At 66.9% G+C, this 25,675-nt stretch carries 20 protein-coding genes and 4 pseudogenes; 11 read left to right on the top strand and 13 right to left on the bottom strand.

Annotation, left to right across the window (positions count from 1 at the left end; genetic code table 11):
* Positions 1-12 precede the first annotated feature (12 nt).
* The 3 genes from OG331_RS51250 to OG331_RS51240 are packed head-to-tail and all read right to left on the bottom strand — an operon-like array spanning position 13 to position 3,632.
* Positions 13-2,319, bottom strand: coding sequence for an ABC transporter permease (locus tag OG331_RS51250; RefSeq protein ID WP_406190697.1), 2,307 nt, complete (start codon positions 2,317-2,319; stop codon positions 13-15).
* A gap of 3 nt (positions 2,320-2,322) precedes the next feature.
* On the bottom strand, positions 2,323-3,129 hold the full coding sequence (locus OG331_RS51245) for an ABC transporter ATP-binding protein (protein WP_406190700.1): 807 nt from the start codon (positions 3,127-3,129) through the stop codon (positions 2,323-2,325).
* Complete coding sequence (locus OG331_RS51240) at positions 3,126-3,632, bottom strand: helix-turn-helix transcriptional regulator (protein ID WP_406190703.1); 507 nt, start codon at positions 3,630-3,632, stop codon at positions 3,126-3,128. The genes OG331_RS51245 and OG331_RS51240 overlap by 4 nt, the downstream gene beginning before the upstream one ends.
* Positions 3,633-3,798: 166 nt before the next feature.
* Between OG331_RS51240 and OG331_RS51235 the strand changes: the two genes are divergently transcribed.
* Positions 3,799-5,073, top strand: coding sequence for an ABC transporter substrate-binding protein (locus OG331_RS51235; protein WP_406190706.1), 1,275 nt, complete (start codon positions 3,799-3,801; stop codon positions 5,071-5,073).
* Between the two features lie 201 nt (positions 5,074-5,274).
* On the opposite strand, the pseudogene OG331_RS51230 reads toward OG331_RS51235, so the two are convergent.
* Positions 5,275-6,042: pseudogene (locus OG331_RS51230) on the bottom strand (transposase).
* A 60-nt stretch (positions 6,043-6,102) separates the two neighbouring features.
* A pseudogene (locus OG331_RS51225) lies at positions 6,103-7,724 on the bottom strand (ISAzo13 family transposase).
* An 84-nt stretch (positions 7,725-7,808) separates the two neighbouring features.
* Between OG331_RS51225 and OG331_RS51220 the strand changes: the two are divergent.
* The gene (locus tag OG331_RS51220) at positions 7,809-8,204 is read left to right on the top strand and encodes a hypothetical protein (protein ID WP_406190709.1); all 396 of its coding nucleotides are present in this window, start codon (positions 7,809-7,811) and stop codon (positions 8,202-8,204) included.
* Here the strand turns inward: OG331_RS51220 and OG331_RS51215 are convergent.
* Positions 8,195-8,767, bottom strand: a complete 573-nt coding sequence (locus OG331_RS51215; protein WP_406190711.1) for a hypothetical protein — start codon at positions 8,765-8,767, stop codon at positions 8,195-8,197. The genes OG331_RS51220 and OG331_RS51215 overlap by 10 nt on opposite strands.
* A gap of 465 nt (positions 8,768-9,232) precedes the next feature.
* Here OG331_RS51215 and OG331_RS51210 point away from each other — a divergent pair.
* Positions 9,233-10,210: pseudogene (locus OG331_RS51210) on the top strand (transposase); the annotation flags it as partial.
* Between the two features lie 78 nt (positions 10,211-10,288).
* Here OG331_RS51210 and OG331_RS51205 read toward each other — a convergent pair.
* Both OG331_RS51205 and OG331_RS51200 read right to left on the bottom strand, forming a co-directional pair.
* Positions 10,289-11,035, bottom strand: a complete 747-nt coding sequence (locus OG331_RS51205; RefSeq protein WP_406190713.1) for an FkbM family methyltransferase — start codon at positions 11,033-11,035, stop codon at positions 10,289-10,291.
* A 1,534-nt stretch (positions 11,036-12,569) separates the two neighbouring features.
* Positions 12,570-13,145 (bottom strand): DUF5994 family protein, encoded by a 576-nt coding sequence (locus tag OG331_RS51200; RefSeq protein WP_406190715.1) that lies wholly within the window; start codon positions 13,143-13,145, stop codon positions 12,570-12,572.
* A gap of 285 nt (positions 13,146-13,430) precedes the next feature.
* On the opposite strand from OG331_RS51200, the gene OG331_RS51195 reads away from it, so the two are divergent.
* From OG331_RS51195 to OG331_RS51185, 3 genes are all read left to right on the top strand, one after another.
* Complete coding sequence (locus OG331_RS51195; RefSeq protein WP_406190718.1) at positions 13,431-13,907, top strand: DUF5994 family protein; 477 nt, start codon at positions 13,431-13,433, stop codon at positions 13,905-13,907.
* A 200-nt stretch (positions 13,908-14,107) separates the two neighbouring features.
* Positions 14,108-14,494, top strand: coding sequence for a hypothetical protein (locus tag OG331_RS51190; protein ID WP_406190721.1), 387 nt, complete (start codon positions 14,108-14,110; stop codon positions 14,492-14,494).
* Between the two features lie 179 nt (positions 14,495-14,673).
* Positions 14,674-15,894 carry an ISAs1 family transposase gene (locus OG331_RS51185; RefSeq protein ID WP_406190588.1) on the top strand — a complete coding sequence of 407 codons (1,221 nt, stop codon included), beginning with the start codon at positions 14,674-14,676 and terminating at the stop codon, positions 15,892-15,894.
* A 12-nt stretch (positions 15,895-15,906) separates the two neighbouring features.
* Here the strand turns inward: OG331_RS51185 and OG331_RS51180 are convergent.
* Positions 15,907-17,131: pseudogene (locus OG331_RS51180) on the bottom strand (RNA-guided endonuclease InsQ/TnpB family protein).
* Between the two features lie 25 nt (positions 17,132-17,156).
* Between OG331_RS51180 and tnpA the strand changes: the two are divergent.
* Complete coding sequence (gene tnpA / locus OG331_RS51175) at positions 17,157-17,561, top strand: IS200/IS605 family transposase (RefSeq protein ID WP_406190724.1); 405 nt, start codon at positions 17,157-17,159, stop codon at positions 17,559-17,561.
* Between the two features lie 7 nt (positions 17,562-17,568).
* Here the strand turns inward: tnpA and OG331_RS51170 are convergent, their stop codons facing one another.
* Positions 17,569-18,180 carry an IS630 family transposase gene (locus OG331_RS51170; RefSeq protein WP_406190727.1) on the bottom strand — a complete coding sequence of 204 codons (612 nt, stop codon included), beginning with the start codon at positions 18,178-18,180 and terminating at the stop codon, positions 17,569-17,571.
* Complete coding sequence (locus tag OG331_RS51165; RefSeq protein WP_406190729.1) at positions 18,084-18,620, bottom strand: winged helix-turn-helix domain-containing protein; 537 nt, start codon at positions 18,618-18,620, stop codon at positions 18,084-18,086. Before OG331_RS51165 ends, OG331_RS51170 begins: the two co-directional genes overlap by 97 nt.
* Positions 18,621-18,934: 314 nt before the next feature.
* On the opposite strand from OG331_RS51165, the gene OG331_RS51160 reads away from it, so the two are divergent.
* Both OG331_RS51160 and OG331_RS51155 read left to right on the top strand, forming a co-directional pair.
* Positions 18,935-19,090, top strand: coding sequence for a DUF6131 family protein (locus tag OG331_RS51160; protein ID WP_406190732.1), 156 nt, complete (start codon positions 18,935-18,937; stop codon positions 19,088-19,090).
* A 408-nt stretch (positions 19,091-19,498) separates the two neighbouring features.
* Positions 19,499-19,915 (top strand): hypothetical protein, encoded by a 417-nt coding sequence (locus OG331_RS51155; protein ID WP_406190734.1) that lies wholly within the window; start codon positions 19,499-19,501, stop codon positions 19,913-19,915.
* Positions 19,916-20,742: 827 nt separating this feature from the next.
* Here OG331_RS51155 and OG331_RS51150 read toward each other — a convergent pair.
* Entirely contained in the window at positions 20,743-21,081 is a 339-nt protein-coding gene (locus OG331_RS51150; protein ID WP_406190736.1) for a MerR family transcriptional regulator, read from the bottom strand.
* Positions 21,082-21,957: 876 nt separating this feature from the next.
* Here OG331_RS51150 and OG331_RS51145 point away from each other — a divergent pair.
* Positions 21,958-22,347: an ATP-binding protein gene (locus OG331_RS51145; RefSeq protein WP_406190739.1), complete on the top strand. Its 390-nt coding sequence runs from the start codon at positions 21,958-21,960 to the stop codon at positions 22,345-22,347.
* Positions 22,348-23,086: 739 nt separating this feature from the next.
* On the top strand, positions 23,087-24,262 hold the full coding sequence (locus OG331_RS51140) for a PP2C family protein-serine/threonine phosphatase (protein WP_406190742.1): 1,176 nt from the start codon (positions 23,087-23,089) through the stop codon (positions 24,260-24,262).
* Between the two features lie 401 nt (positions 24,263-24,663).
* Here the strand turns inward: OG331_RS51140 and OG331_RS51135 are convergent, their stop codons facing one another.
* Positions 24,664-25,608, bottom strand: a complete 945-nt coding sequence (locus OG331_RS51135; protein ID WP_406190745.1) for an RNA-guided endonuclease TnpB family protein — start codon at positions 25,606-25,608, stop codon at positions 24,664-24,666.
* Positions 25,609-25,675 lie beyond the last annotated feature (67 nt).

Here is a 25,675-nt window from a genome sequence, read left to right as displayed (position 1 = left end):
CGTGCTCTGGGGTCACAGAGTGTCGCTGAGGGTGTCAGCCAGTCGGTGCCGGACAGCGCGCACCGCAGGCGGAATCGATACAGCGACCGATCCAGCCACTGCGGCCGCCACCAAGAGCAGCAGAGCGAAGAGCGGCGGTGGCTGGGCGATGCCCGAACCGATGCCGCTGGAAGCGCCTTGCAGATTGATCAGCCACTGGGACGCCAGAACACCCAGGCCTGTGCCGACTACGGCGGCAGCCAAAGCGATGAAGCCGGTACCAGCCACGATGACCGCCACGATCTGCCGCGGTGTCAGCCCGATGGCCTTGAGCGCCAGAAGGTCACGGCGGCGGTCCCGCACTCCGGCAGCGATGGTGGTCGACAGTTCCGCAAGGCCGATCAACGCCAGCACAGTGACCAGGCCAGCGATCACCGGTTGCACCGAGCTGAGCTCGCCGACAGGGTTCGCGCTCTCACGAATATCCAGCCGCCCGCCCGCCCCCTCGTTGAGCCGGTCCCTGACAGCCGACGGAGCGACGCCCGGCTCGAGCACGAGAGCGTAGAAGTCCGGTCGGAGCGCGGGATCGCTTTCCTGCAGCGTGCGCAGGGAAGCAGAGATGACCCGTCCACTGTCTTCCGGCTCGATGCTGCGTCCGACGATGTGCAGGACCTGGGGACTGCCTCCCACCGTCATGCGAACCCAGTCCCCGACCTTCACATCGAGGAGGTCGAGCAGCCCCTGCCCTGCGATGGCTTCGTCGGGGCCGTCGGGCGCCCGGCCCTCGTTCACGGCGAACGGATACGGAGCGTCTGCAGTACCCAGACCTCGCAGGGTGATGGTGCCGGTCTGCCCCGGCACCAGCGCCGCTACATCGACACCGGGATAGACACCCGCCACCGCTGGATCCACGCTGAGCAAACGCCGTACCGACGCGTCATCGAGACCGTCGCCGCGGGCAGTGAGCGCTGCAACGATCCCGACGTCCTGAGGATCGTTCTCAAACCGGTCGAGCGTCGTCCAGGTGCCGAGCGCAATCGTGATCAGCAGGAGGGGAACAGCCAAGCGCCCCACCGCCGCACAGGCACGCAGGGGAAACTGGAAAGCGCTGCGCCAGCCGAGAACCAGGGCGGGAGGCAAACGAAGACCCAGAGCGCGCCGTGCAGTTCCGGACATCCGCCGGCTGGAGGGGACAGCGGCCCGGGCTACCGGAACGGGCGGTACACGGCCTGCCCGCCATGCCACTGACGCGACCGTTGCAGTGATCAAGACAATAGCTCCGGCCACCACGCCGACCGGCACCCAGATATGACCGGGGAGTGCCTGCCACAGCTGAACCGCCTCCCCAGCCCGGCCGGGCAGACGGGCTCCGAGTAGCTCAGTTGCGAGCGCACCTGCGACGATGCCCAGCACCGCAAGTGCCAGGTACTCGGCCAGAAACATCTGAATCAGCTGCGCCGGGGTGAAACCGATCGCCTTCAGCACGGAGATATCCCGCAGCGAGCTGCGGATTCTGGTGCCGGCCGCACCCGCCCCAGCAAGTGCAGCGGCCAGCAGTGCGCCCACGCCGAAGACGCCCAACAGCAGCCCGAGGAGCCGGTCGCCTCCCCGTGCCTCGGCCCGGGCATCCTGCCAGGTAGAAATATCGGCGATCCGGTCGGCGCCGAGCTCCGTGACCGCACGCTGGATGACGTAGCCGGAGTCCTGGGGGTCGGCGAGCCTTAGTCCGATGATCTGCTCGTGCTGTTTCTGAGGTTCCATGAGGCGGAACGTGGCGGTGGACACCCACATCACGCCCGGGACCTCCCCCGGCTCGTAAGGTGACTCCGCGATATCGGCGACACCGGTGATGCGCAGCGAGTGGGCGGCTTCGCCCTTGACGCGCACGCTCACCCGGTCGCCAGGCTCGGCCCAAAGGGCACGGGCCAATGAACTTTCCAGTACCGCTTCGTCCTCAGCGCCGGGGGCCAGCCAGCGGCCAGCGGTGACCAGCGGCCGGGCCACCCGTGGCGGCTTGTCGGTAACGGCACGCATCTGCACCGCCGCTGTGCTGCCAGCCAGGCCTGCGGTCGCGGGCGCGGTGAGAAACGGACCCGAAACGGCCTGCACCCCGTCGAGCCGGCCCAGGACACTGGGGTCGGCGCCTGCCTTGGTCTTCATCCACACGTGTGCGCCGGAGGACTGGGTGAAGACCCGCTGCCAGGGATTGGCCGCGTAGCTGAGAAGGGCGCCGGCGAGCAGCAAGGAAACGACGATTCCGGCGGTCGCCAGCAGCAGGAACAATGCCTCTCCGCGGTGCTCGCGCAGATCGGCCCGCACCCAACGCACCATGGCACGCATGGTTCACTCCCCGAGTTCCAGCGTGCCGGAAACCCCACCTGGGCGAGGTCCCTCACGGCTCAGCGCAACGTCGTCGCTGATCCGGCCGTCGAAGAGGCTGATGACCCGGTCGGCAGCACTGGCCATCCGGGCGTCATGGGAGACGAGCACGATGGTCTGGCCCCGCTCGTGGAAGCGGGAAAGCAGCCGTAGCACCTCTCGGGTGCCCTTGCTGTCCAGGCTGCCGGCCGGCTCATCGGCGAGCAGCAGAGCGGGATGGTTGACCAGGGCCCGGGCAAGGGCGACGCGCTGCTGCTCACCGCCGGACAGCTCACCTGGCGTGCTGTTCTCCTTGCCCTCCAGACCCAGATCGGCCAATAGCTCCGCGCGAGCCTTTCGAGCCTGCCAGGGACTGTGCCCGGCCAACAGCGCCGGCAGCTCGACATTGTCGGCCACGGTCAGCTGTGAGACGAGATTGAAGAACTGGAAGACGACCCCAATGCTGCGCCGGCGCAGCAGGGCCCAACGGGCCTCGCTGTAGGTGTCGGTACGCCGGCCCTCGATCCAGATCCGGCCCTGGTCCGGACGGTCAAGACCACCGAGGAGGTGGAGCAGCGTGGATTTTCCGGCCCCGGAGGGGCCAGTGATGGCCAGGAACTCACCGCGCGCGACACTCAGGTCCACCCCACGCACAGCCCTGACGGCGGCCCCCTGCGCCTGGTGGGTCTTGACCAGGCCCTCGGCGCGCAGGAGTTGCTCGGCCTCGGTGGCTTGCTTCCCGCCTGTGGCAGAGTCATCCTCACCGGTCCCGGAAGGCGCCTGGCGCTTCATTCCAGCTCCTCCTGACAACGCTCCAACCAGTCGAGGTCCGCCTGCAGATGCAGCACAGCGCCCTCGATCAGCAGCTGCGCCACACGGTTTTCCTGGTCCTCGGCCGCAGCCAGCTTCGACAGATCACGCATAGCGTTCAGATAGTGGCGGCGCTGTTTGTTGATCAGGGCGATCTGATCGGCCGCCCCCGATGCCGGCGCCAGAGCGATCTTCATGAAGAACTCCCCCCGCACCCGGGGTTCGTCGGTGGGCTCCTCAAACCACGCGGCCACCGCCTCACGCCCCGCTGGTGTCAGCTGATAGGTCCGCTTGTTCGGACGGGCTTCCTGAGCGACATCCTCGCCCTCGATCAGACCCGATTTCTCCAGCCTGCCCAAGGTCACATAGATCTGCCCGATGTTCGGCTGGGGGTATGCGGCACCGAGCAGGTCCTCCAGCGCCCGCTTGAGCTGGTAGCCGTGAGCCGGTCCCTTGGCCAGGAGCGCCAGCAGAGCCAGACGCACTCTCGCCCGCCTCCCTTCCCCGACGTAAGGTCGTACCTGGGTAGCCCGCCCTACCGGCGGGCTGAAGGTCTCCGGACGCCTGCACGACGTCCAGTATCCCGCATATACTTAACCGTTAGATAGCTCGATCACCGTGCAATTGGTGATCGTTGCATCAGGAGGAGCCATGCGGTGGACGCGTGCCGCGGGCAGGGGGCTACTAGCGGTCGCCCTCATCAGCACGAGCTACGCCGGCTGCACAGCCACACGAGCACAACCTCAGCCCGACACCAGCAGAGGGCCGGTGACCCTGGTAACCGGCGGGGATCTCACGAAGTACCTGAACGGGGTCCTGGAAGGCTGGAACCGGGCGCACCCCAAGGAGAAGGCCACCCTCATCGAACTGCCCGAAGCCGCTGACGAGGTCCGGGCGCAGATGTCCACCAGCCTGCGGTCCGGCAGCGCACGCTACGACATCCTCAACATTGACGTGGCCTGGACCTCAGAGTTCGCCGCCGCAGGCTGGATCTCCTCGCTCAACGCCGACCGCTTCCCGATAAAGACCTTCCTTCCGCCCGTCGTGGATACCGCGACCTACCGCGGGCGCCTGTACGCGCTGCCGTATGTGACCAACGCCGGCCTGCTCTACTACCGCAAGGACATCCTGGACAGGGAAGGCGAGAAACCGCCCCGTACCTGGGCCGAGCTGGAACGCCTGGCCAAAACCGTGGCGCCGAAGTATGGGCTGGACGGATATGCCGGACAATTTCTGCCCTACGAGGGACTGACCGTGAATGCCGCCGAGGCAGTGCAATCCCAAGGCGGCGCGATTTTGGCCGACGAAGGCAAGCGAGTGACAGTAGACTCGCCCGCCGCCCGCCAGGCAATAGAATACCTCGCCCACGGAGTACGAGACGGCTGGATCTCCAAAAAAGCTCTCACCTATAAGGAAGAGGAATCCCGAAAAGCCTTCCAAGCAGGCCGACTGCTCTTCCTGCGCAACTGGCCCTATGTACACGCACTGGCCAGCGGAGCGGACTCCGAAGTTGCGGGCAAGTTCGGAGTGGTGCCACTGCCCGGCACACAGGACCACGCAGCTGGAATCCTCGGCGGCTCGAACCTCGCGATCAACGCAAACTCCCGTCACCGCGCCTCGGCGACTGACCTCCTGGCGTACCTAACCAGCGACCGTGTCCAACGACAGGTGCTGACCGACGGCGGCCTGCCTCCCGTGCGGGCCGACCTCTACAGCGACCCCGCCCTCATACGGCGCTACCCCTATCTACCCACCCTGCGCGAGGCCGTGCTATCCGCAAAGCCGCGACCCAAGTCCCCCCGCTACGACCAGGTGAATCTGGTGGTCCAGGCCGTGGTCCAGGACGCGATGGCCCAGCGAGAGACACCAAAAGACGCAATCGTCCGGCTACAGAGGGAACTTGAAGCCATCACCCGGCAGCGATAACTCCGCCGAAACCGACACTCGCGAATCCGCCACCGGCACCGGATCGTTTCGGCCTGCATAGGCCCGCCGAAGTGTCCGACCGACAACAGCCTGCAGTCGTCGACCATCTGTCGATGTGCCGTAGTCCATCACGCCGAAGGCTTGTCCCGTAACGATCTTGGAGTTGAGAGAGGCATGGCCGCCGTGGTGTCGGCTGTTCGCCTATCCGGCGAGGGCGAGGTTGTGCAGGCGGGCGATGCCGAGCATGGCGTGATGGACGCCGTCGCCTTTGAGGCGGCAGTCGCGCAGGATCTTCCATCCCTTCATGCGGGCGAAGGTGTGCTCGACCCGGGCGCGAACCTGCTTGTGGGAACGGTTGTGCTCCTCCTTCCAGGCCGGGAGTTCTTCGCCCTTGCGTCGGCGGTGCGGGATGACCAGTCCGGTTCGTTGATAGCCGCCGTCTGCAATGGTCATCGTCTTGCCAACGGCGGCCTTGGCGCCGGACTCCTCCCAGCCGCGGGAGTCATGCCGGTTGCCCGGCACAGGCCGGCCGACCACCACGGCCAGGCGGGTATCGGCGTCGATGACCACCTGATGTGCCGTGGAATAGCGGTAGTTCTTCGACTGCTCGGCGATCGTGTGGTCTCGGGTGGGCACCAGTGTCCCGTGGACGATGAGGACGGTGTCCTTACGGAACCGCTTGCGCGGCTGCAGCGCGAGCATCGGACCCAGGTGGTCGATGATCCGGTCGGCGGCCGACTTCGAGATCCCGAAGAGGGGTGCCGGCCGGCGCATCGTCAAGTTCGTGCGCCAGTACGCCGCGACCAGCAGAATTCAGTCCTCCAGCGGGAGGCTCCACGGCCGTCCGCGGTGGACGTCGGCCACATGCTCGCGCCGTACAGCGGTCACCAACTTGCCGAAGCAGCGCGGGCTCAGCCCCGTGAACGGGGCTATCCAGGACGGCTCCGACGCCGTGATCACACCAGCCACACCAAGATCATCTCATCCCTGACCAGGAGTTACGGGACAACGCTTAGGGCTTGCAGATCATTAACACGTTGTCTTGATCATGCTGCTGGAGTCGCTGCTCAGGGCTCGAACTCGAGCCTGGAGGGCTGTGAGCGCTGAGGGCAGAGTGGCCGCCGGCGGGATGACGATGCTGTGCGCCTTCAGCAGCGTCCTGATCTTCAGCAGGGTGCGGTGCATGGCGGTCCGACTGCTGTCGAACAGCACGGCGAGGGGTTCCGCGGCCAGGGCGACCCGCAGGTGAAGGACGGCTGCCAGGACCTGGTCGGGGAAGGCGAGCCGGGGCGGGCGGCCGCGCTTGACGTCGCCATGGAGGGCCAAAGTGTTGGTGAGGTCGCTCAGTTGCTGCCGGGACATGCCGGTCAGGGCGGGGTCAGACAGGAGAGCGTGATCCCACTCCGGGGCCGGCTTCTGCGGAGCCCGGGGTGCTGGGATGGCTGGGCAGGGCTGGGGGTGCAGGGCATAGTTCCAGTCGCCATGGAAGGCGTGTCGGGTCAGTGGCAGGGACGCCATCTGCGCGTCGCCGATCTGGACTCCAGTGGGGTAGACGTTGGTGTCCAGCTCGGCCATGACACGCAGTCCGGTGAGGGTGGTGGTCGCGGCGATGGACTGGACAATGACTTCATGGCTGGTCAGCGGGCGGCCGCGCCAGTTCATGGTGATGTGCGAGAAGAGCCGGTGCTCGATCTTGTTCCACTTCGATGTGCCCGGCGGCAGGTGGCACACGGTGATCGTCAGTCCTGTCTCGGCCGCGAGCCGGGCGAGTTCGAGCTTCCAGGCCCGGGTGCGGTAGCCGTTCGAGCCGCCCGCGTCGGCGGTGATGAGCAGTCGCGTCGCCTGTGGGTAGGCGGTCTGACCCTGGCCGCACCACCAGCGGCGGATCGATTCCACCGCGAATGCGGCGGTGTCGTGATCGGTGCCCACGTTGACCCAGCCGGTGTTCGCCACGAGGTCGTAGATCCCGTACGGGACGGCCTTGCCCAGCTGGGGGTCGGCGAAGTCATGGACGTTCACCGGCGCCGGATCAGCCGCAGGCCGCCACTGGCGGCCGTTGTTCTTGAACTCGCCGACGAGCTCCTTCTTCTTGGTGTCCACGCTGATCACCGGCTGGCCAGCGTCCCGGTGATCACGGGCCTGCTCGTTGAGATAGCGGAACTGGGCGTCTCGGTCGGGATGTTGGCTTCCCTCGATGGTCTTGGCGTTGGCTTGCAGACTGAAGCCTTCCTCCCGCAGCAGGTCCGCGACGGTGTCCGCACTGACTTTATGTCCGGTCCGGGCGAGCTCCCGCGCCAGCGTGCGGGTCGACTTCACCGTCCACCGCAGCGGCGACATCGGATCGCCTCGCTCGTCCGGTTCGACAAGTGCCAGGAGAGCCGGCCGCAGCCCCGGATCGAGATCTGCGACCCTCTTGCGGCCTCCGCCCGGCCGCCGCACCCGCCCCAGAGGCCCCTCGCCGGCCTCCAACTCGGACACACCCTTGCGGACCGTGGTCTCACTCACCGACGCCGCCCGCACGACGGCCCGAACACCACCGTGTCCCAGAACACGGGCCTCTGAGGCCATCAGCAGCCGTCGTTGCCGCTCATCCAGGTGAGGAAACAACACCCCCTGGCGCGGGGGAGATTGCCACGCTGATCGTCCGGTATTCCTCGGACCGGATGAGGACGCGTACGGGACCTCGCGAAAATCCTCGGCCGCTGCGCGCACACGACACGGAGACCATCGAGGCTTTGGCCGATCCCCGCGTACGCAACAGCCGTCGGGCAGTCGACGGCCTGGGCCGGAACGGCGAGGACGACGTCGACGAGGGCCAGGACGAGGACGAGCTACAGGTGTCCGCCAAGGCCTGCGGGGTGCTGCGGTTCAGTGAGGAGCGCGACCCGGCCGCGCTCACTCAGTTCGTACGGCTGCGGGTGCCGCCGCGATGGGCGAACTCCAACGCGCGCCGGGGCGTCATGCCGTGTATGAGGCCGATCAACGAGGGGCATGTGGCAGAACCGGGGCTGGCCACCAGCCCGTCCCCCGGCCCGGTGCCCGTCGCGACCGCTTCCTGCGGGATGACCACCCGCTACACCCGGCTCTCCTGGGCTGTGTCTGTTCTTGGCCGGACGGGGCCTCAGCTGTAGAGGAGGGAGGCGGACGAGGTGGTCGCGCCTTGGCGGCCGGGCGTGGTGTACGCGAAGTTGAGCACGGTCCGCCGCGGACCGGGTCGCCCGAGCGGGGTCACGCGGTGGGCGGTGAGGTCGCTGCGCAAGAGGTAGCCGTCCCCGGGCAGGTGGTGCGCGTGCCGGGTGCCGGGTGCGTCGAGGGCGCCGAGGTCCCGGCGGCCGGGGTGGAATTCCAGCAGTCCGCCGTCGGCGGGATGCGAGGGGGCTTCCAGGAAGAGGACCAGGGCAAGCGGGTAGTCGTCGGTGTGCGCGCCGTGGGTGTCGCCGGGGCGGTGCAGGACGTTCAGGACGTGCCGTTCGACGGGGTCGTGGACGGCGACGACCGTCTCACCCAGTAATAGGGAAAGCAGCCGCATCAGATCCCGGTCCTGATACAGGGCTGTGATGAGCGGTGAGGCGTGGGCGATCTTGTGTCCGCCGAGCGTGGTCATGTGCCGGGGGCTGTCCGCCATGCACGGCATGCGGAAGTCCCGCCTTGCCGCGTCGGCCTCCAGCCTTCGTGCCTCTCCTTTGAGCGTCACGAGTCCTGCGGGGCTGATAAGTCCGGGCAGGGGGGCATAACTGTCGGCAGAGAACTGCCGGCGCAGAGACTCCGAGCGCGAGGGCGCAGGCAACGAGAACACGGCCGATGCATCCCTCATGCCCGCACAGGCCAAACCCGCCGCCCGGTGTCTGCCCGCAGCGGAAGACAGGATCAGGCCAGCCCGCTCCGGGCTCTCAGGGCAAGCTCTTTGCCGGCCACCGCCGACCCCGGGGGTACCGGCCGCGCCGCGAGGCGGAGTTGGCTGGCGTCCGCCAGCTCGCGGCGGTGAATCGCCGCCGTAGCGCCGGCTGGGGTGCGCGTCCTGACGCACCGTGACGGTGGCGCGCCGGAGTCTCTCAGCGACCCGAAAGCGGGACAACACGCTCAATGCCTCGCTTGCGGGCGCGTCGACGGGGAGACTCATACGCAGCGGCCGTTCTTTCGTGCTGGGTTCTACGACTGCTTGTACACCCGTGCGGACTCACTCTTCGAGCTGGCCGATGCGGTGTTGTGCGCGGACGGGCCGGTCACCTCGCTGCCCGAGCTGACGCTCACGGCGGAGATGCAGCGTGGTCACGGGGCGATGTACGACGCGCTGAACACCGGATGGCTCGAGCCGGCCCCCTTTCGTAACCTACTCGCCTCGATGCCACTGCCCCGCGCGGCCGATGGGCGGATCGTGCTCGCTGTTGATGTCTCCCCGTGGCTGCGTCCCGACGCTGTCACCAGTCCGGATCGGTTGTTCTGCCACGTCTACGGACGGTCGGGCCGCAGCAGTGACCAGCTCGTGCCCGGCTGGCCCTATTCCTTCGTCGCCGCCCTGGAGACGGGCCGGACTTCCTGGACGGCCCTGCTGGACGCCGTCCGGCTCGGCCCCGCCGATGACGCCGCCGAAATCACCGCAACCCAGCTGCGCGAGGTCGTCACCCGGATCATCGACGCCGGACACTGGAAGACCGGGGATCCCGACATCCTGATCGTGACCGACGCCGGCTACGACGCACCCCGACTCGCCTACCTCTTGGCCGACCTGCCTGTCGAGCTGGTCGGCCGCCTGCGCTCCGACAGGGTCCTGGCCCGCGACGCCGGTCCGGCCCGCTCCACCCCGAAGGGCGGCCGCCCCCGCCTGCACGGCGCCCCCTTCACCCTGGCCAAGCCCGACACCTGGCACACCCCCGAGAGCACCACCGTCACCGACACCACCCGCTACGGCAAAGCGACCGCCGCGCAGGCATGGGACCGCCTCCACCCCCGCCTCACCCGCCGTAATGCCTGGATCGCTCAGCTCGACGAACTCCCCATCCTGCACGGCACCTTGATCCGTCTCACCATTGAGTACCTGCCCGGCGACCGGGACCCGAAGCCGGTCTGGCTGTGGTCCTCAGCCACTGGCCTGAGCGGCGATGACATCGATGCCCGCTGGCGATCCGGGCGGCGTCGGGGCCGGTGGTGCCAGGGCGTATGACGTCGTCGGTCTCGGCACGCTTGACCCAGCCGCGCAGGGCCTCGAGATGACAAATCAGCGCAGCGCACGACGGGCGAGACGACGCACGCCGTTGGGCAACATGCGCTTCACGGGAGCGGGGGTGGCGTGTACAGCTCGCCGCATCGCCACCTTGCCCCGGCTATCGGCCCGTCGTGATGCCACGAACTCGTAGGTGGGCGAGGCGTTGAAGACACGCCCGGTGGCCCGGTAGCCGTACGGCTCCAGCACAGCAAGGATGCGCGCCACATCCTCTTCGGTATGCGCTTCGGCGAACACCCGCGGCCGGTAACGCCGCAGCATACGCCGGGCACCGGCGAGCGCCTGCGCCTCCATGCCCTCAACATCGAGCTTGATGACAGCGACCGGCTCTCGCACCAGCGTATCCAGCCGGCGAGTACGGAGTACATGGTTGCGCCGATCCAGGGATACTTCGACCCTTCCCTTGCGGTCGGACAGCGCCCATTCGGAGGCGATCACCCGGCCCTGCACCTGGTTCAGCTCCACGTTGCGTCGCAGGCGCCTCATCTGCACAGAGCGCGGCTCGAAGGCGTAAACCCGGCCGGACGGGCAGTACAGCGCGAAGAAGACCGTGTGGGTGCCGATACACGCACCGACGTCGACGTACGTGCCAGGAATCTCCAATGAGGCGATGTAATCGAGAAAGGCATGCTCATAAAACCTTCCCTGGATCATCGGCCCGTACATGGTGCCTGGATGCTCCGGATCCACGCCCTCGTCATCGAAACGGCAGATTTTGTCCGCGTATTTGATCTCGATCATGAGCATCCCCCAAGTCAGTTTGCCGGGCACCTTCGCCAAAGCAGAGGCTGCATTGCCCCACCACAGCCTGCCCGCGGTCGGCGTCCGTCCGGCCACAGGCGTGTACGGCCGAGCGGAAGTCCAGCGTCCCTCAGGAGCCGCCGAACGGCCTCCCTGCACGCTGGACATAGGGCCGACGGAGTGAGCCTTCCAGCTTGGTGGTCGAACAAGCCAGTTGGCCTGACAGACAGGTGAAGCCCCACCTCGTAGACGGGTTCCGCTGGCTGTGCAGGTCTCAACCGAAGGCGTTTGTTACTCACTTCGGGAGGCACTTACCGGCCTGCGGCCCGGGAAGTGTCGTCGAGAAATGAAGTCGCACGCCCGTGGGGAGTCGGTATTCGCGGATGACTCTCTAGACATCCTGCCGACTACGGGTCTCGGGACCGTCGCGATTCGGTTCGCCAGTTCCTGCTCGAACTCGCCCGGCAGCAAGACCATTTTCTTGATGGCCACCTCGCATGCCAGATCCGCAGAAGGCCCGTCAGTATGCCGAACAAAGCCCACTTGGGCCATATGATGCCTCAAGTGTAAACCGCAGGCTATAGGTACGCAGATAGACCAATATTGGATGAATATCTCGACGTTAGGTTGGACGAGAGGGTGATTTCGATTGCGTCGGATTGGAAAGCAGACGGCTGGAAAGTGCTACAAGTGACGCTCTCTACATGGCGTTCATGTCCCTCGATTCCACGGGCAAGGGCCAGGCCCACTGACCCATGCGCTGGAAGACCGCGCTGAGTGCCTTCGACATCGCCTTCGATGGACGCCTTACCCACAACCGAATCTGACCCCAACAACCAACCCAGTTACAACCAAGAGATCGCCGCTTACTCCGGGTGCTCCTTCAGGAACTCCTCTCGCTCATTTTCCAGACAGGAACCACATATGAAGGTGGCGACCGTGGCCGCCTCATTTATGAAAGAGCGGCCGTAATCATAGACAGGCTCCAGAACGTAGCTCCACTCGTTTTGCGTGAAATCCCAAACCCGGGCACCGTGCTGTTTCGACCGCAGGTCGGCATCTAGGCGCCTTACGAACTTCTTCTTTCGACAGCGTGGGATGGCGTATGTGCGGCACGTGCACCTGTGGGAATGCGTAGCACTGTAATTGAGGGGGATTATGGAAGGGGTCATCAGGTTTTTCCGTTCCGGCGATACTCTCTGGTAAGGATGCCGGTCGATCTCCACCTGCGCCTTCACGTTTTCGCTTCGCGCCTTGTGCATGTTTCTGGCCACCGGCGACTTTGCATCCGAAGGGCGGGTGGATCCGGACGAGCGCCGGTGCGGTCTGGCAACGACCGAGAAATCTCGCGGTCTTCTTACTTCTCGTGCCCTGCCCCTATTCTACTCCGCCCGCTCGCTTCGCCGTTCTATACCAAAGCCCCTGGGCGGTGCCTTGGCAAGAGTCAGCTTCGGCAGTCAATACCGCTCCGTACGACGGCTACTGGCCGAGCAGTGGTGCGAGCGCGCGATGATGACGAGGGTCTCCATGGAGCTCACCTCCAGCCGTTTTCGGGCAGCGGGAGGGCGCTTCGTCCGATCGGGCTTCCGAAGGGGGACATACAGGCTCCGCCTTCGCCCTCCCAGATGGCTTCCCGGCGCAGGGCGTCACGGATGCCGCGCCCGATGACGGCTTCGTTGGTCATCAGGACGCCTGCGGTGAGGACGCTGCCCGGGATCGCTGCGGCGACCATCAGGCGGGCCGCAGCTGCGGGTGCGGTCTCGGGCGGGATGACGAGGAGGTCCCAGCGCCCGACGGTGTAGGAGAGCAGGATGAGCTTGTCGGGGTCCTGCTCGGTGAACCAGCCCACGTGCAACTTGCGCCCGTCCACGGGCACCATGTGCGGGACCACGGGCCAGCGTGCGGGGTTCACAGTAACGCGGGTGATGCGCCCCCAGGGTTCCTCCAGGGCGGCGACGAGCGGTGGGAGCTCGCCTTCGAGGTCGCGGGAGTAGGGCCACCAGGCCCCGTCCAGCCGGCCGGCGAGGGTGGTCTTCGGAGTGAGGGACAAGCGTGCCGGGAACTCTGCGGCGAGGTCGCGGGGCGCGGTCCACTCGAGGGTCGTGGTCATGATGCGGACCTGCCCCCGGGCTGTCCGTCGACAGCCCGGTTTTTCGTGGTCGCCGGAAATGACACCCGCGTGGAAGCCGGTGTGCGAAGTACTCCCGGTACTTCCACTGTACGCCCGTTCAGCGGACCATGACCCGCGTGACCAGGTAATTTCCGGCGGACGGTGGAGCGGGCGGCGGGAGTATCGTGAAACGACAGCGGGCTCGTGCGCGTCGCCGACCGGGCACCGGCGCCGGCGTCGAACTGCGAGGACACACTGCCGCACCCCGTAGACGGGCGGACCTCCATGGCTGACTCCGACCTCCCCCACACGCCCCCGCTGCTCCTGCCCGATGCGATCCACCAGGCGGTCAAACCGGGCGCAGCCCTGCTGCGGCTGGAGACCACGCAATCCCGGGAAGGGCTCCTGGACGGCGCGTGGTGGCCGCGCACGCGCGACATCGAGACCGAACTGCCCTCCCTGATCAGCGTGTTGACCGGGCACCTCGGACCGATCACCCGGGTGGGCGTGGACGCGTCAGCCTGGAACGGCCTCCCCACCCGCCTGGTCATCGACGACCAAATCGTGCACCTCGACTCCGACTCGGTCGGCGACGACACCGTCCTCATCACCCGCGGCCACAACGACCACTTCGCCCTGCTGGTGGTCCCCCCGGACACCACAGCCGACGCCGCCCGCGAAGCGATGGCCCGCGCCGTCCGCGCCGACAACAACACCCAGGCCGCTCAGATCCTCATCGCCAACACACCCGAACCCGCGTAGTCCCAGGTCGTTGACCTGGGACTACGCTGAAGAGCGGATGGCCAGACCGGGTCCGATCAGGGGTGGCCGAGACGCCTCTGGCGCCTTCGAGCCTGGCCTTGCGGTCCCGCCGTGCGTTGAGCTGCTCGCGCGTGCGTCAACCGGGTGCTCGGTTGAGGTATGCAGGTGCGGCCGATGGCGAGCGGCGTTAGATAGGAAGGGTGACGTGTTCTCCTGAGGGCTGGTCGGAAATTTCGCCGGTGCTGTGTGCACACTGCGGACTGCCTGTCACGGCGGGCCAGCAGGTATTCGGTCTGGTTCCCGACACGTCCGTGCTGCACCCGACTGAGCCAGATCTGGACGGCGTGCGGCAGCTGATCGCCTGCTGCAAGGAACACCTTAACCTGGTGCGCTGTGTCTATATGAGCCGACCGTTCGTGAAAGAAGAACTATGGGCGGCCAAGATCGCGCGGGTATTGCGCGCTCACCCAGCGGGCGTGAGCGAGGAGCAACTCACTGAAGAGAGCGGGCTGAGCATCATTCAGATCGAACACACTCTGGCCTGGCAGACCACCCAGTTCCTTAGAGATCAAGCAGAGGAGATCTGAGTCGGTTGAAATCCTCGCCCACCTAATGGCAGGGCGGCTTCAAGTTCCATGCTCGCGGCAGTTGTTGCGTGAGGGGTAGATAGCAGTGCAGGCACGGGCTTCGTGATCATTGTGGTGTCTTACGCCCGATGATCATGAGGTGGCCCGTGCCTGCCGCTGTATCTTCACCGATCCCTGCCGTGCTGGGGAATCTGGGGTCGCTGGACGTCGGCCAGGTCGCCGACCTGCGTCCCTACTTCGACTCCATCCCCGACCCACGCTCGCGGCGGGGCCGGTGGTACTCGCTGACGTCGATCCTGCTGGTGTGTGCCTGCGCGGTCGTCTCGGGAGCGAAGAGCATCGACGAGCTCGCCGAATGGGGTGCGAGGGCCTCGGGCAGGCTACTGGCGGCCCTGGGTATCCGCCGTCATCTGCTCGGGTGGCGGCGCACCCCCTCGCCCGTGACGATCGGGCGCGCGCTGGGCGCCGTGGACGGTGATGCCCTGGACCGGGCGGTGGGCGCCTACCTGACCGACCGGCACCACGCCGTCACCGGCACCGCGACCAGGGCCACGGGGCAGCCGGCGGCACCCGCGCCCGGGCGGCTGCGCGTCCTTGCCCTTGACGGCAAAGCGCTCAAGGGTTCGGCCCGTCTCACCTCGGCACGCCGGCACCTGCTGTCGGTGGTCACCCACGGCCCAGTCGTGACCCTCGGCCAGGTGGAGGTCGGCGCGAAGACGAACGAGACCACCCACTTCCGCCCGCTGCTGGAGCCGCTGGACCTGGCCGGCACTGTCGTCACCTTCGACGCGCTGCACTCGGTCAAGGCGAACGTTTCCTGGCTTGTCGAGACGAAGAAAGCGCACTACATCGCCGTGATCAAGACCAACCAGCCGACCGCCCACCGCCGGCTGGCGGCCCTGCCCTGGCGGGACATCGCCGTCCAGCACACCGCCTCCGGGACCGGGCACGGCCGGCGGGAGTCCCGCTCGATCAAAACCTGCGGAATCGCCGACGAACTCGGCGGAATCCCGTTTCCCCACGCCCGCCTGGCCATCCGCATCCACCGCCGCCGCAAGCTCACCGGCCGGCGCGAGAGTCGTGAGAGCGTCTACGCCGTGACCAGCCTGGACGCCCACCAGGCCTGCCCGGCCGACCTGGCCGCCGCGATTCGCGGGCACTGGGGAGTGGAGAACTCCTCGCACCACATCAGAGACGTCACCTTCGCCGAGGACGCCTCCACCGTCCACACCGGGACCGCGCCCCGGGCCATGGCGACCTTCCGCAACCTCGCCATCGGCGTGCTGAAGGTCCTCGGAGCCAACAACATCGCCAAGACCACCCGGGCCATCCGCGACGAACCCGAACGAGCACTCCCGATCCTGGGCATCATCAACAACCGCGACACCTACGGAACTTGATCAAGCCCTGACCTAATGGAGGGCGATTCCCGTCTGGCTGCCGGATGTCCGGCTTGCGTTCGGGTGGGTTCCTGCTTCATCGCGCTGTGCGGGCACGGATGCCCGTCTTACCTGCGCTCCACAGGCTGAAACGGCTGGTCCAGCCGCCTTGGCGACGTTGACCGCCGCGTTGATGTCCCGATCGAGGACGGCCCCGCACGCCCCGCACGTCCATTCCCGGATGTGCAGCGGCTTGGGGCCGTCCTTGACGCCGCACTGCGAGCACACCTGAGAGGTCGGCTCGAAGCGGCCGATCTTCACGAGGGTGCGCCCGTACCGGGCGACCTTGTACTCCATCGCCAGGAACGCCGACCATCCGGCGTCGTGCACGGACTTGGCCATGCGCGTACGGGCGAGTCCCTTGACCGCCAGGTCTTCCACCGCGACCGCTTGGTTTTCGCGAATCAGCTTGGTGGAGAGCTGGTGGTGGAACTCGCGCCGTGCGTCGGCCACCTGCGCATGGGCACGGGCGACCTTGATACGGGCCTTGGTCCGGTTGTTGCCGGCCTTGGCCTTGCGGGACAGGCGGCGCTGTTCCGCCTTGAGCTTCTTCTCGGCCCGGCGCAGGAAGCGGGGGCTGTCGATCTTCGTGCCGTCGGAGAGGATCGCGAAGTGGGACAGGCCCAGGTCGATGCCGACCTTGGGCGTGACCTCGGGCAGAACCTCGTTCGCGTCGGTTTCCACGATGAAGCTCGCGAAGTACCGCCCGGCCGCGTCCTTGATCACGGTCACCGTGGACGGGACCGAGGGAAGGGAGCGGGACCACTTCACGCTCACATCGCCGACCTTCGGCAGGCGCAGCTTCCCGCCGGGAGTGATCTTCCATCCGGCGTTGGCGGTGAACCGTACGGCCTGCCGGTTGTCCTTACGGCTCTTGAAGCGGGGCGGCCCCTATCTTGGGGCGCTTGCCCTTGAGGGAGTCGAAGAAGTTCCGCTACGCGGTGTCCAGGTCCCGAAGGGACTGCTGGAGGATCACCGAGGACACTCCACCGAGCCATGCCCGCTCCGGCGTCTTCTTCGACGCGGTGAGCCGCTTGGACAGCTCGCCGGATGTGATGAACGGCAGCCCGGCGGCGCGGGCGTCCTCGCGGACGCGGAGCGCGTCGTTGAAGACGACCCGCGAGCACCCGAACGCCCTGGCCGGCGCCGAGCGCTGAGGACCGTTCGGGTATAGGCGGAACCCATACCGAAGCTGCATAGCGATCATCATACATACTTGGTTCATGTCACCACGCTGGAAACCAAACCCCGATGTACGCACCGGCCGCCACGTCGTCTACAACCTGCACGTTCATTTGGTCTTCGTCACGAAGTACCGGCGCAAGGCCATGACGGACGCCATGCTGACGCGCTGCGAAGAGATCATGAGGGAGGTGTGCGCCGACTTCGAGGCCGAGCTGAAACAGTTCAACGGCGAGGACGATCACGTACATCTCCTCGTGCACTACCCGCCAAAGGTCCAGCTCTCCAAGCTGGTCAACTCCCTCAAGGGCGTATCCGCACGGCTGCTGCGCAAGGAGCACGACGCTCACGTGCGCCGATACCTGTGGGGCGGTCACTTCTGGTCCGGCTCGTACTTCGCCGGAAGCTGCGGCGGGGCGCCCCTGACCGTCGTGAAGCAGTACTGATCCTTGACTACGGGCTTGATGCTGGCGGGGTGAGTTCGAGGCCGGTTCCGGCCAGGAATGCCAGGAGGAGTTCGGGATGGCGCTGGATGTAGCGCAGGGCGTTCTTCGCGGCCCGGTGAAGCTCGTGAATCGAACGGAACGCCCGGTTCGCGAGCTTCTCCTTCGCGTGCGCCCACAGCAGCTCCACGGGGTTCAACTCCGGGGCGTAGGACGGCATCTGGATGATCGTGAGCCAGTCCTGCTTGTGCGCGTACTGCTTCACGTGCTTGCTGATGTGGCTGGAGTAGTTGTCCCAGATGACGGTGACCGGGCCGTCCAGGCGGCGGTGCAGCAGGGCCAGGAACCGGGGAAAGTCCTTCTTCCGGTAGCCGCCCGACGGCTTGATCGCGTAGATCATCCGGGGATCTTCGCCGTCCTTGAAGCAGATCCACGCGACCATGCTGATCTTGTCGTTGTGTTTCCCGGACAGCCTCAGCACCGGCGTCTGCCCGGCCTTGCCCCAGCTGCGGCGGACCGGCCCGTTCAGCCAGGCCCCGGCCTCGTCCTCGAAGCAAACCCACCCGCCGACGGCTTTGACCTGCGCGGATGGGAAGCCGCCGGCCACGTTTCCGTGCGCCATGCGGCAATCGCCTCCTCGTCCCGCTCGACGGCCCGCACCTTGGGCACCTGCCACGACCAGCCCAGGCGGTCCAGCAACCGCCACACCCCCGAGACCTCGTACGTGACGCCGAAGCGCTCCTCGATCAGCCGGCCGATCCGCGCCAGCGTCCACCGCTGGTCCTCCCAGCCGTGCGTCGTGGGCCCTGCCCGAAGAAAATCCTCCAGCTCCCGCTCCTGCGCCGCGCTCAGATACGAGCTGCCGCCCGGCCCCTTGGACAGCAGGGCCTCACGGCCGCCTTCGGCCCATGCCCGACGCCACAGGCTGACTGCCTGCGGCGTCACCCCGAGCACCTCCGCGACCTTGACCTGCCGCATCTCTTGTTCGAATAAGTCCGCCGCCTGCATGCGCCGCCGCTCCAGCTCAACTGGGCTCAGCAGCCTGCGAGTTCGAGTCCCCATGCATCCGGTATGCCGAACTGACCAGATCATCAAGCACGGCATCAAAGATCAGTACATCGAGAACCAGAAGCGCCCCACGGGCTGAGGGCAACACTTCGGACCCGTGCCCACAGCACGGGTCAGAGCAGTCCTGAGATGGCCTTCACCCCCGGCGTAAACGCCGGAGCACTGGCCAAGATTAAAGGTAGACCTGCGGCACAGGAGATATCAAAGCAGACTGCGCATCCCCGCTTCCCACGCCGATGGGACTCCCTTTACATACGCGACGTTGCAGTCCACAGTAAAAGCGGCACCATTGAGCACCGGAGGCTGTCATGCTCCTCATCGGCGTCATTCTGCTGACTGTCGGCCTCATCACCGGCATAGCGATCCTGTGGACAATCGGAATCATCCTCACGGTCATCGGCGCGGTCCTGTGGATCATGGGCTCCATGGGACACGCTGTCGCCGGCCGTCGCCACTATTGGTGACCTTCTCTCTGACCCACGCCTCGGCGTCGTGCCGCCCGCCGAACCGGATGGGGCAGCCAGGACACGAAGGCGCCAACCATTACAGACGGCTGCAGCCTGCGTACTGACGCCGTCAGCGGTGCTGCCCTCACGGTCTTCAGACCGTGCTGGCCCACCCGGCCGGCACCAGCGGCCCGCACCACCGGCAGCACCGGATCGGAATCCCACACCACAACTTCCACCACGTCGCCGTCGATCGCGCACCAAGAGCTCTCAGCACCTCAAGAACTGAGCACGTTCATCCATCCGTACGTGACTGGGCACGTTCGCTCACGTGTACGCCAACAACCGGGCGCGTACGTAAAGAAGTTACTTCTGGAGCCGGAGCGTCTGGCGGCCTTTGATAGGGGTGAGCGATAGACAGGTGCGGTGACGGAGAGCGAGCCGGAGGACGGCAGCGACGAAGCTCAGCCTGAGCTGTGTGACCTGTGTGGGGACGTGACCTGGGACAGTGCGAGGTGGTCCGCGGTAGTCCCGGACTCATCGTCGATCACGGTCGACCCCAAGTTTGACGGCAAGCGGCTGATCGTCGGTTGTTCGCGTCAACACCTCGCTGAACTGGCTGAGCAGTACAAACACCGGCCGTTCGTGGACGCCGAACTCTGGCAAGGAAAGATCGCCCGGGCGATGCAACAGCATCCGCACGGCGTCAGCCCCGAGGACCTGGCCGAGGAGACCGGCCTGAGCCTGCAGCAGATCGAGGCCGGCGTGACGTGGCGGAGCATCGACTTCCAGCACTGGCACCAGCAGTTCGGGAAGAAGGACGGCCCGGATACAGAGAATTAGCTCAGGCGGCCGGTGAGCTCGGGTAGGGGTGACAGGCAGGCGGGGTCCGCCCCCCGTCGGCATCGCCCGGAGTGCCGGCGGACGACCCCGGCCACGTTCGAGTACGTCATCGACTTCACGTACGCCGACGACGACCAGGACCACGAGCACCTCACGCGAACCGAGGATTCGAGAACAAGCGCCCGTTGAATGCGGGTCCCCCGACGGGGTCCCTGAAGGCGCTGGCTGGCCTCGGACTCGGCTGGGCGGCGTAGGGAAGCGGCTTCGCACGCTGAAGCGTCCACGAAGGCCGGAGCCCCAGGAGGGCATACCTCCCGGGGCTCCGTGGCGTTGCACGGCGGGGCGCTACTGCACCAGCGCTCCGAGGGCCTGCTCGGCCATCGGGACGCCCATCGTGGCGCCGGCCTCCAGGAGCTTGTCCTTGAGCTGGGTGGTGAACTGCCGCAAGCGGCCCGGCTCGGGGTTCTCCGAGGTCGCTTCATCGTGGAGGTACCGCTTCTTCGAGCACGGGCCTGATCCGGACGGCTGGCAGCGGGTGGACGCAGAACATAGTTGGCAGATGTGGGTGCGTGAAATGGAGCGGCCGGAGATATAGAGCCGGTTTGGCAGGGCTCACGACGGTCCCAAGGACGGCTCAATTCAAGAGCAGCCCGGCCAACTTCGCTGACAACAGTCAGTGCTCGATAAAGCCACGGTCCGGAGTAGGCGGCGTGACGTCACGTTACTGCGTCCGGGTGGCGATCGTAGAGAACGATGGTGCTCAGAACGGGTGCGTCCCGGGCAGCATGCGCGGGACGCACCCGCGAAGTGCTGGGAGATTGCAGGTCTCAGCTTTCCCGGGCCACGGCCGTCGAGCCGGCGGCGCGGCGGTATTCGGCGTTGAGACACTGGGCTTCTTCGAGCTGGTCCTCGAGGATCACGATGCGGCAGGCGGCCTCGATCGGGGTGCCGTGGTCGACGAGTTCGCGGGCGCGGGCGGCGATGCGCAGTTGGTAGCGGGAGTAGCGGCGGTGGCCGCCTGCGGAGCGCAGCGGGGTGATGAGTCGGGCGTCGCCAAGGGCGCGGAGGAAGTTCGGCGTGGTGCCGAGTAGTTCGGCGGCCCGGCCCATGGTGTAGGCGGGGTAGTCGTCGTCGTCGAGACGGCCGTACGAGTCGTCTGCTGTCATTGCACCTCTCTGTGGAACGCGTGGAGGGGCCCTGGTGCCATTTGGCACCAGGGCCCCGAAGGAACTGCTACACCATCTGCCGGCCCTGGTACTGCGCCGGCCTTCTGTTTCCGCTAGCCCGACCGAGATGCTGTCGGGGGCGCGGGGATCGCGGTTGCCTGACCGGAGACCACCTCACTATCGATGTCCTGCGGTACCCGGGCTCAGCGATTACGCCCGGGCGATCCTGATGGCGCGGGGCTCCTCCGTTCTTCCCTCGGTGATGTACTGCTTTGCACTACTGGTGATGCGAACTGCTGGTGACCTGACTAAGCGTCACTCTTCGGCAGCCAGCCCCGTCGCCTGTCCTGCATCTGCTCTGGCTTAGCACCCCACTGCCGAACTTCCCGGTGCGCGCGTCCGCAGCAAACGCCTTCACCGAGGTGCTGCTCACTGACTTCACTGCTGGGTACTGCGAACTGCACTTACTGAACTGCTACTGCGGTACTGCTCACGGCGGCCCCTGATCACTGCGGGCCACCCGATCCGGTCCTCAGTCCCGTCGCCGTCCTGCCAAAAGCCTGGCTTCGAAACTCCACCACCGCACCGTCCTGCGTACTGCAACTACGTGTACTGCGGGTACTGCTGCCTGGCAGTTCATCTCTGCCAGGCCCTGCTGTCTCTCTGGGCTACGAGAGAAACCATAACTACAACACCGCCCAATGTCTACTCCGGCCAACACAGGTTTCCGCGTGTTCGACGGCGAGGTAATCGACCTCGAACAGCGACCAGAGCGGGCGTAGGAACCGCTACCTCCCGGTTAGCGGGCCACAGGCAGGGCACAAGCACACGCAGACGAGTCCGGGCATCGGACGATTCAGAGACCGGGGTGACCTGATGGACACGATGAGCATCGACGTCGCACCCGCCCGCTCCACGACATCCGCCGCCCACGCACGCGAGAGCGTCCGGGACTTCCTCGAGGGTCTTGTGCATCCGATCGCGGCCGAGGCCGCCGACACCGTGATCCTGGTCGTCTCGGAACTCGTCACCAACGCCCTGCGCCACGCAGGCGGCACCTGCACCCTGAACCTGACCGCGTACCCGGACAGCATTGAGGTGGCCGTGCACGACCACAGTCCGCAAGCCCCCCACATGCGCACCCCCGACCTGAACGGCGGCACCGGCGGCTTCGGCTGGCCCATGGTCAACCGCCTCGCCCGCGCCACCGCGGTAACCAGCCGGCCATCCGGCGGCAAGACCGTCAGCGCCCTCCTCACCCGGTAAGACCAATGGGCCGGCACCGACCCGGGGCGTTGCGGCCCGGACGCAGTACAAGCCCCGCTCGGGCTCGGTGACGGTCCCCAGAGCCGGCGCAGAGCGGCTGGAGGACGGGGCGAAGGTCTAAGGTCGGGGTGTTCCAGTCGAACAACAAGAGCAGACGGGACAAGCCTTCCAGGGCCGGTTGGCCCTCGATGGCTTCCTCGTTCCCGCTGCAGGGCGGGCCCGGGCGGAACGAACCCCGGGTGCGGTGGGTGATCACCTTCCGCGGGCACACCCGGTGACCGTGCCCTGCCATGCCCACCCGGCCGGCCGACCGGCCGACCGGCCGTGGTGAGTTACCTGGACGGCGTGCGCGTCGTTGAGCTGGTCGTCGCGCCATGAACATCCGTCCCCCCGCGGATGCGCGATTCCTCGTGAGGGCCCGGCTTAGCCAAACGCCCGGCCCCGGGCCCTCACCCCTCTCTTCCGGTGTCACCAGGCTTGAGCAACCCGAGCGCTGGCTACTCGCGCGGGCAGGGGTTCGGAAAGAAGCCCCGGTGTGTGTCCTGTGGCCTGCAGAGTTTCTCGATTCCGCGAGCGCATGACCGTGACCGTCCTTGCTTACCGTGGGTGTTCACAAATTGACGCTCTTAGCGGCGGTTCCCATGCTGGTAGGAGGGGGCTGGTGGAAGGGACCGCAGTCGTGCGTGGTGGGCAAAGTGGTCTTCCCCGGGTGTTGACGGCAGCGGAGACAGCAGCACCGGTGGAGGCCGTCGACGTGGTCGCAGAGGACCTGCGGCAGCGTTTCGAGGCCACGAAGGTCTCATTCCTCATCGTGGATCTGACGGGGAAGGCGGTAGCGCGGCTGTCCACCGCCCCTGCAGAGGGTGGCCGGGAGGCGGAGCGGATCCCGATGTTCGGCAGCGTCTATGAGGAAGTGATCCGTACCCAGCGGCTGTATCAGGAGGCGACCGGCCACGGACATCGGGTGATCATGCCGGTCACCAACCGGGGGGATGCGATCGGCCTGCTGGAACTACTCCTGCCCGCCGACCCCGGCGAGAACGTCCTTGATGCGGTCGGGGAAGCCGCCCACCTCCTGGCGTACATCGTGATCGCCAACGGGCGCTTCACCGACCTCTACACCTGGGGCAAACGCTCCAAGCCGCCCACACTGGCGGCAGAGATCCAGTACCAGCTGCTTCCCCCGTCGCTGTCGTGCGAGGCTGCACAGTTCACCCTGAGCGGGAACCTGGAGCCCTCCGAAGACCTCAGCGGCGACACCTTCGACTACACCCTGGACCGTGACACCCTGCATGTGTCGGTGACCGACCCCGTGGGCCACGACATCGACGCCGCCCTGGCCGCCACGGTCCTGGTCAGCGCCCTGCGCGGCGCCCGCCGCGCAGGAGCCGGCCTGGCCGAGCAGGCCCACCGGGCCGACCAGGCACTCATCGACCACGGCCACGGTCACGCCACCGGGCAGCTGCTGCGCATCAACCTCCACACCGGACACGCCCAGCTCGTCAACGCCGGCCACCCCTGGCCACTACGCATGCGCGAGGGAACTGTGGAGGTGATCCCCTGCAAGGTGGACCATCCGTTCGGACTGTCCGAGCTCACACCCCACCCCTACCGCGTTCAGGACCTCGATCTGCGCCCCGGTGACCGTCTGCTCATGTTCACCGACGGCATGCTCGAGCGCCACGGAGAGAAGGTCGACCTGCCCGCCCTGCTGGAGCGGACCCGGGGCCTGCACCCGCGGGAGACCGCAATGGCCCTGACATCCGCAGTCCGGGACGCTGCCGGCGGCCGGCTCGAAGACGATGTCACCGCCATGTGCCTGGACTGGCACGGCCCCCAGGAGACCCAGCGGCGCGTCAGCTCCGGCGCGGACACTCGGCAAGCCTCAACCGCCCGCACGAAGCAGCAGGGATGACCAGAGCGCTCCTGATCCAAGAAGGTCTGTGACGCATCCGTATTCGCCGTCCGCGCTTGTTCGTTGAGCAGGCCTGCGGTAGGTGGCGGGCTGCGGTTTCAGCGCTCCCACCACAGATGGCCGCAATGGCGCGCAAGTGGCAGACGCCCTGGAAGTGCCGCAGCCAGCAACCGCGTGACGCGAACACCGCACCGTCGTTGAATCGCACGACTCCATACAACGGGCCCCGGGGATCTCTTCTCCCCCAGGGCCCGGGGCATGTCCGGACTGGCCTTTCCGCCCCGGCCACCATCGTGGTGGCCCACCCGGCGGCCTCGGCGTCGCTAGCTAGTTACGCCACCGTTCGCTGGATTCTCAGTGAATCGCAGTGATTCGCCCATTACTGGACGAAGGTCCCCGTCTTACCCGGGCAGGGGTCGCCGGTGCGGGGCAGACGCTTCATGGCCACCTGCCCGGCCAGGCGGGGTCTTACGGTCGGCTCCACGTCCGTTTACTGTCTCCGGGCCACTCCCGGCGACGTGCCGCTTCACGAGTGCGGCGAGGTTGAGTGCGGCATTCTCATCCCGGTCCAGGACCAATCCGCAGTCTTCGCAGATGTAGGTGCGTACCCGCAGCGGCAGCTTGGGTTTCACGTTGCCGCAGGCACTGCACGTTTTCGAGCTGGGGAACCAGCGGTCGGCGACTTCGAGCCGTCCGCTGTTCCAGGCGGTCTTGTAGGCGAGTTGCCGGCGGATCTCACCGAACCCGGTATCCGCGATCGAGCGGGCCGGCTTCCGGTTCTTCACCATGCCGGCGACGTTGAGGTCTTCCACCACCACGGTGCCGTACTCCCCAGCCAGGGAGGTGGTGAGCTTGTGTATGCCGTCCCGGCGCAGCGCGGTGACGCGGTGGTGCACGCGGTTGCGCTGGGCGTCGGCGCGCTTCCACCGGTTCGAGGGCTGCTGTCCGGTGCGCCGGTCGGGCCCTCGGCGGCGGGAGACCGTACGGGACAGGCGGCCCAGCTTCCGCTGTGCTTCGGCCAGGTGCTTCGGGTTCTCGGTGGCCGGGCGCCCGTCGGAGAACACCGCGAGGGTCTTCACCCCGAGATCGACGCCGATCACCGCATCCGGCCGGGTGGGCGGACGCTCCACGCGCTGGACTTCCACGATGAAGGAGACGAACCAGCGTTCGGCCTCCTGCCCGACGGTCGCGGACTTGATCCGCGCGGCCCAGTTCTTCAACGCAGACGCGAGCCGGTCAAGACCGGTGGCGTACGCCTCCTTCGAGCACACCGCCCACCAGGGGGCAACGGCGTCCTTTGCCTGGTTCCACGCCTTGCGCAGCCAGTACATCGACCACGACACCATAGGCGTCAACTCCGCCTCGGCAATGCCGTAGGAGCGTTCCGCCTCACGCCGGGACCGCCTTCACCAC

Origin of the sequence: Streptomyces sp. NBC_01017 (assembly GCF_045162795.1) — a bacterium.
Taxonomy (GTDB): Bacteria; Actinomycetota; Actinomycetes; order Streptomycetales; family Streptomycetaceae; genus Streptomyces; species Streptomyces machairae.
Note: the sequence above shows the minus strand (reverse complement) of the source record. Positions and strands in the feature narration are given on the sequence as shown.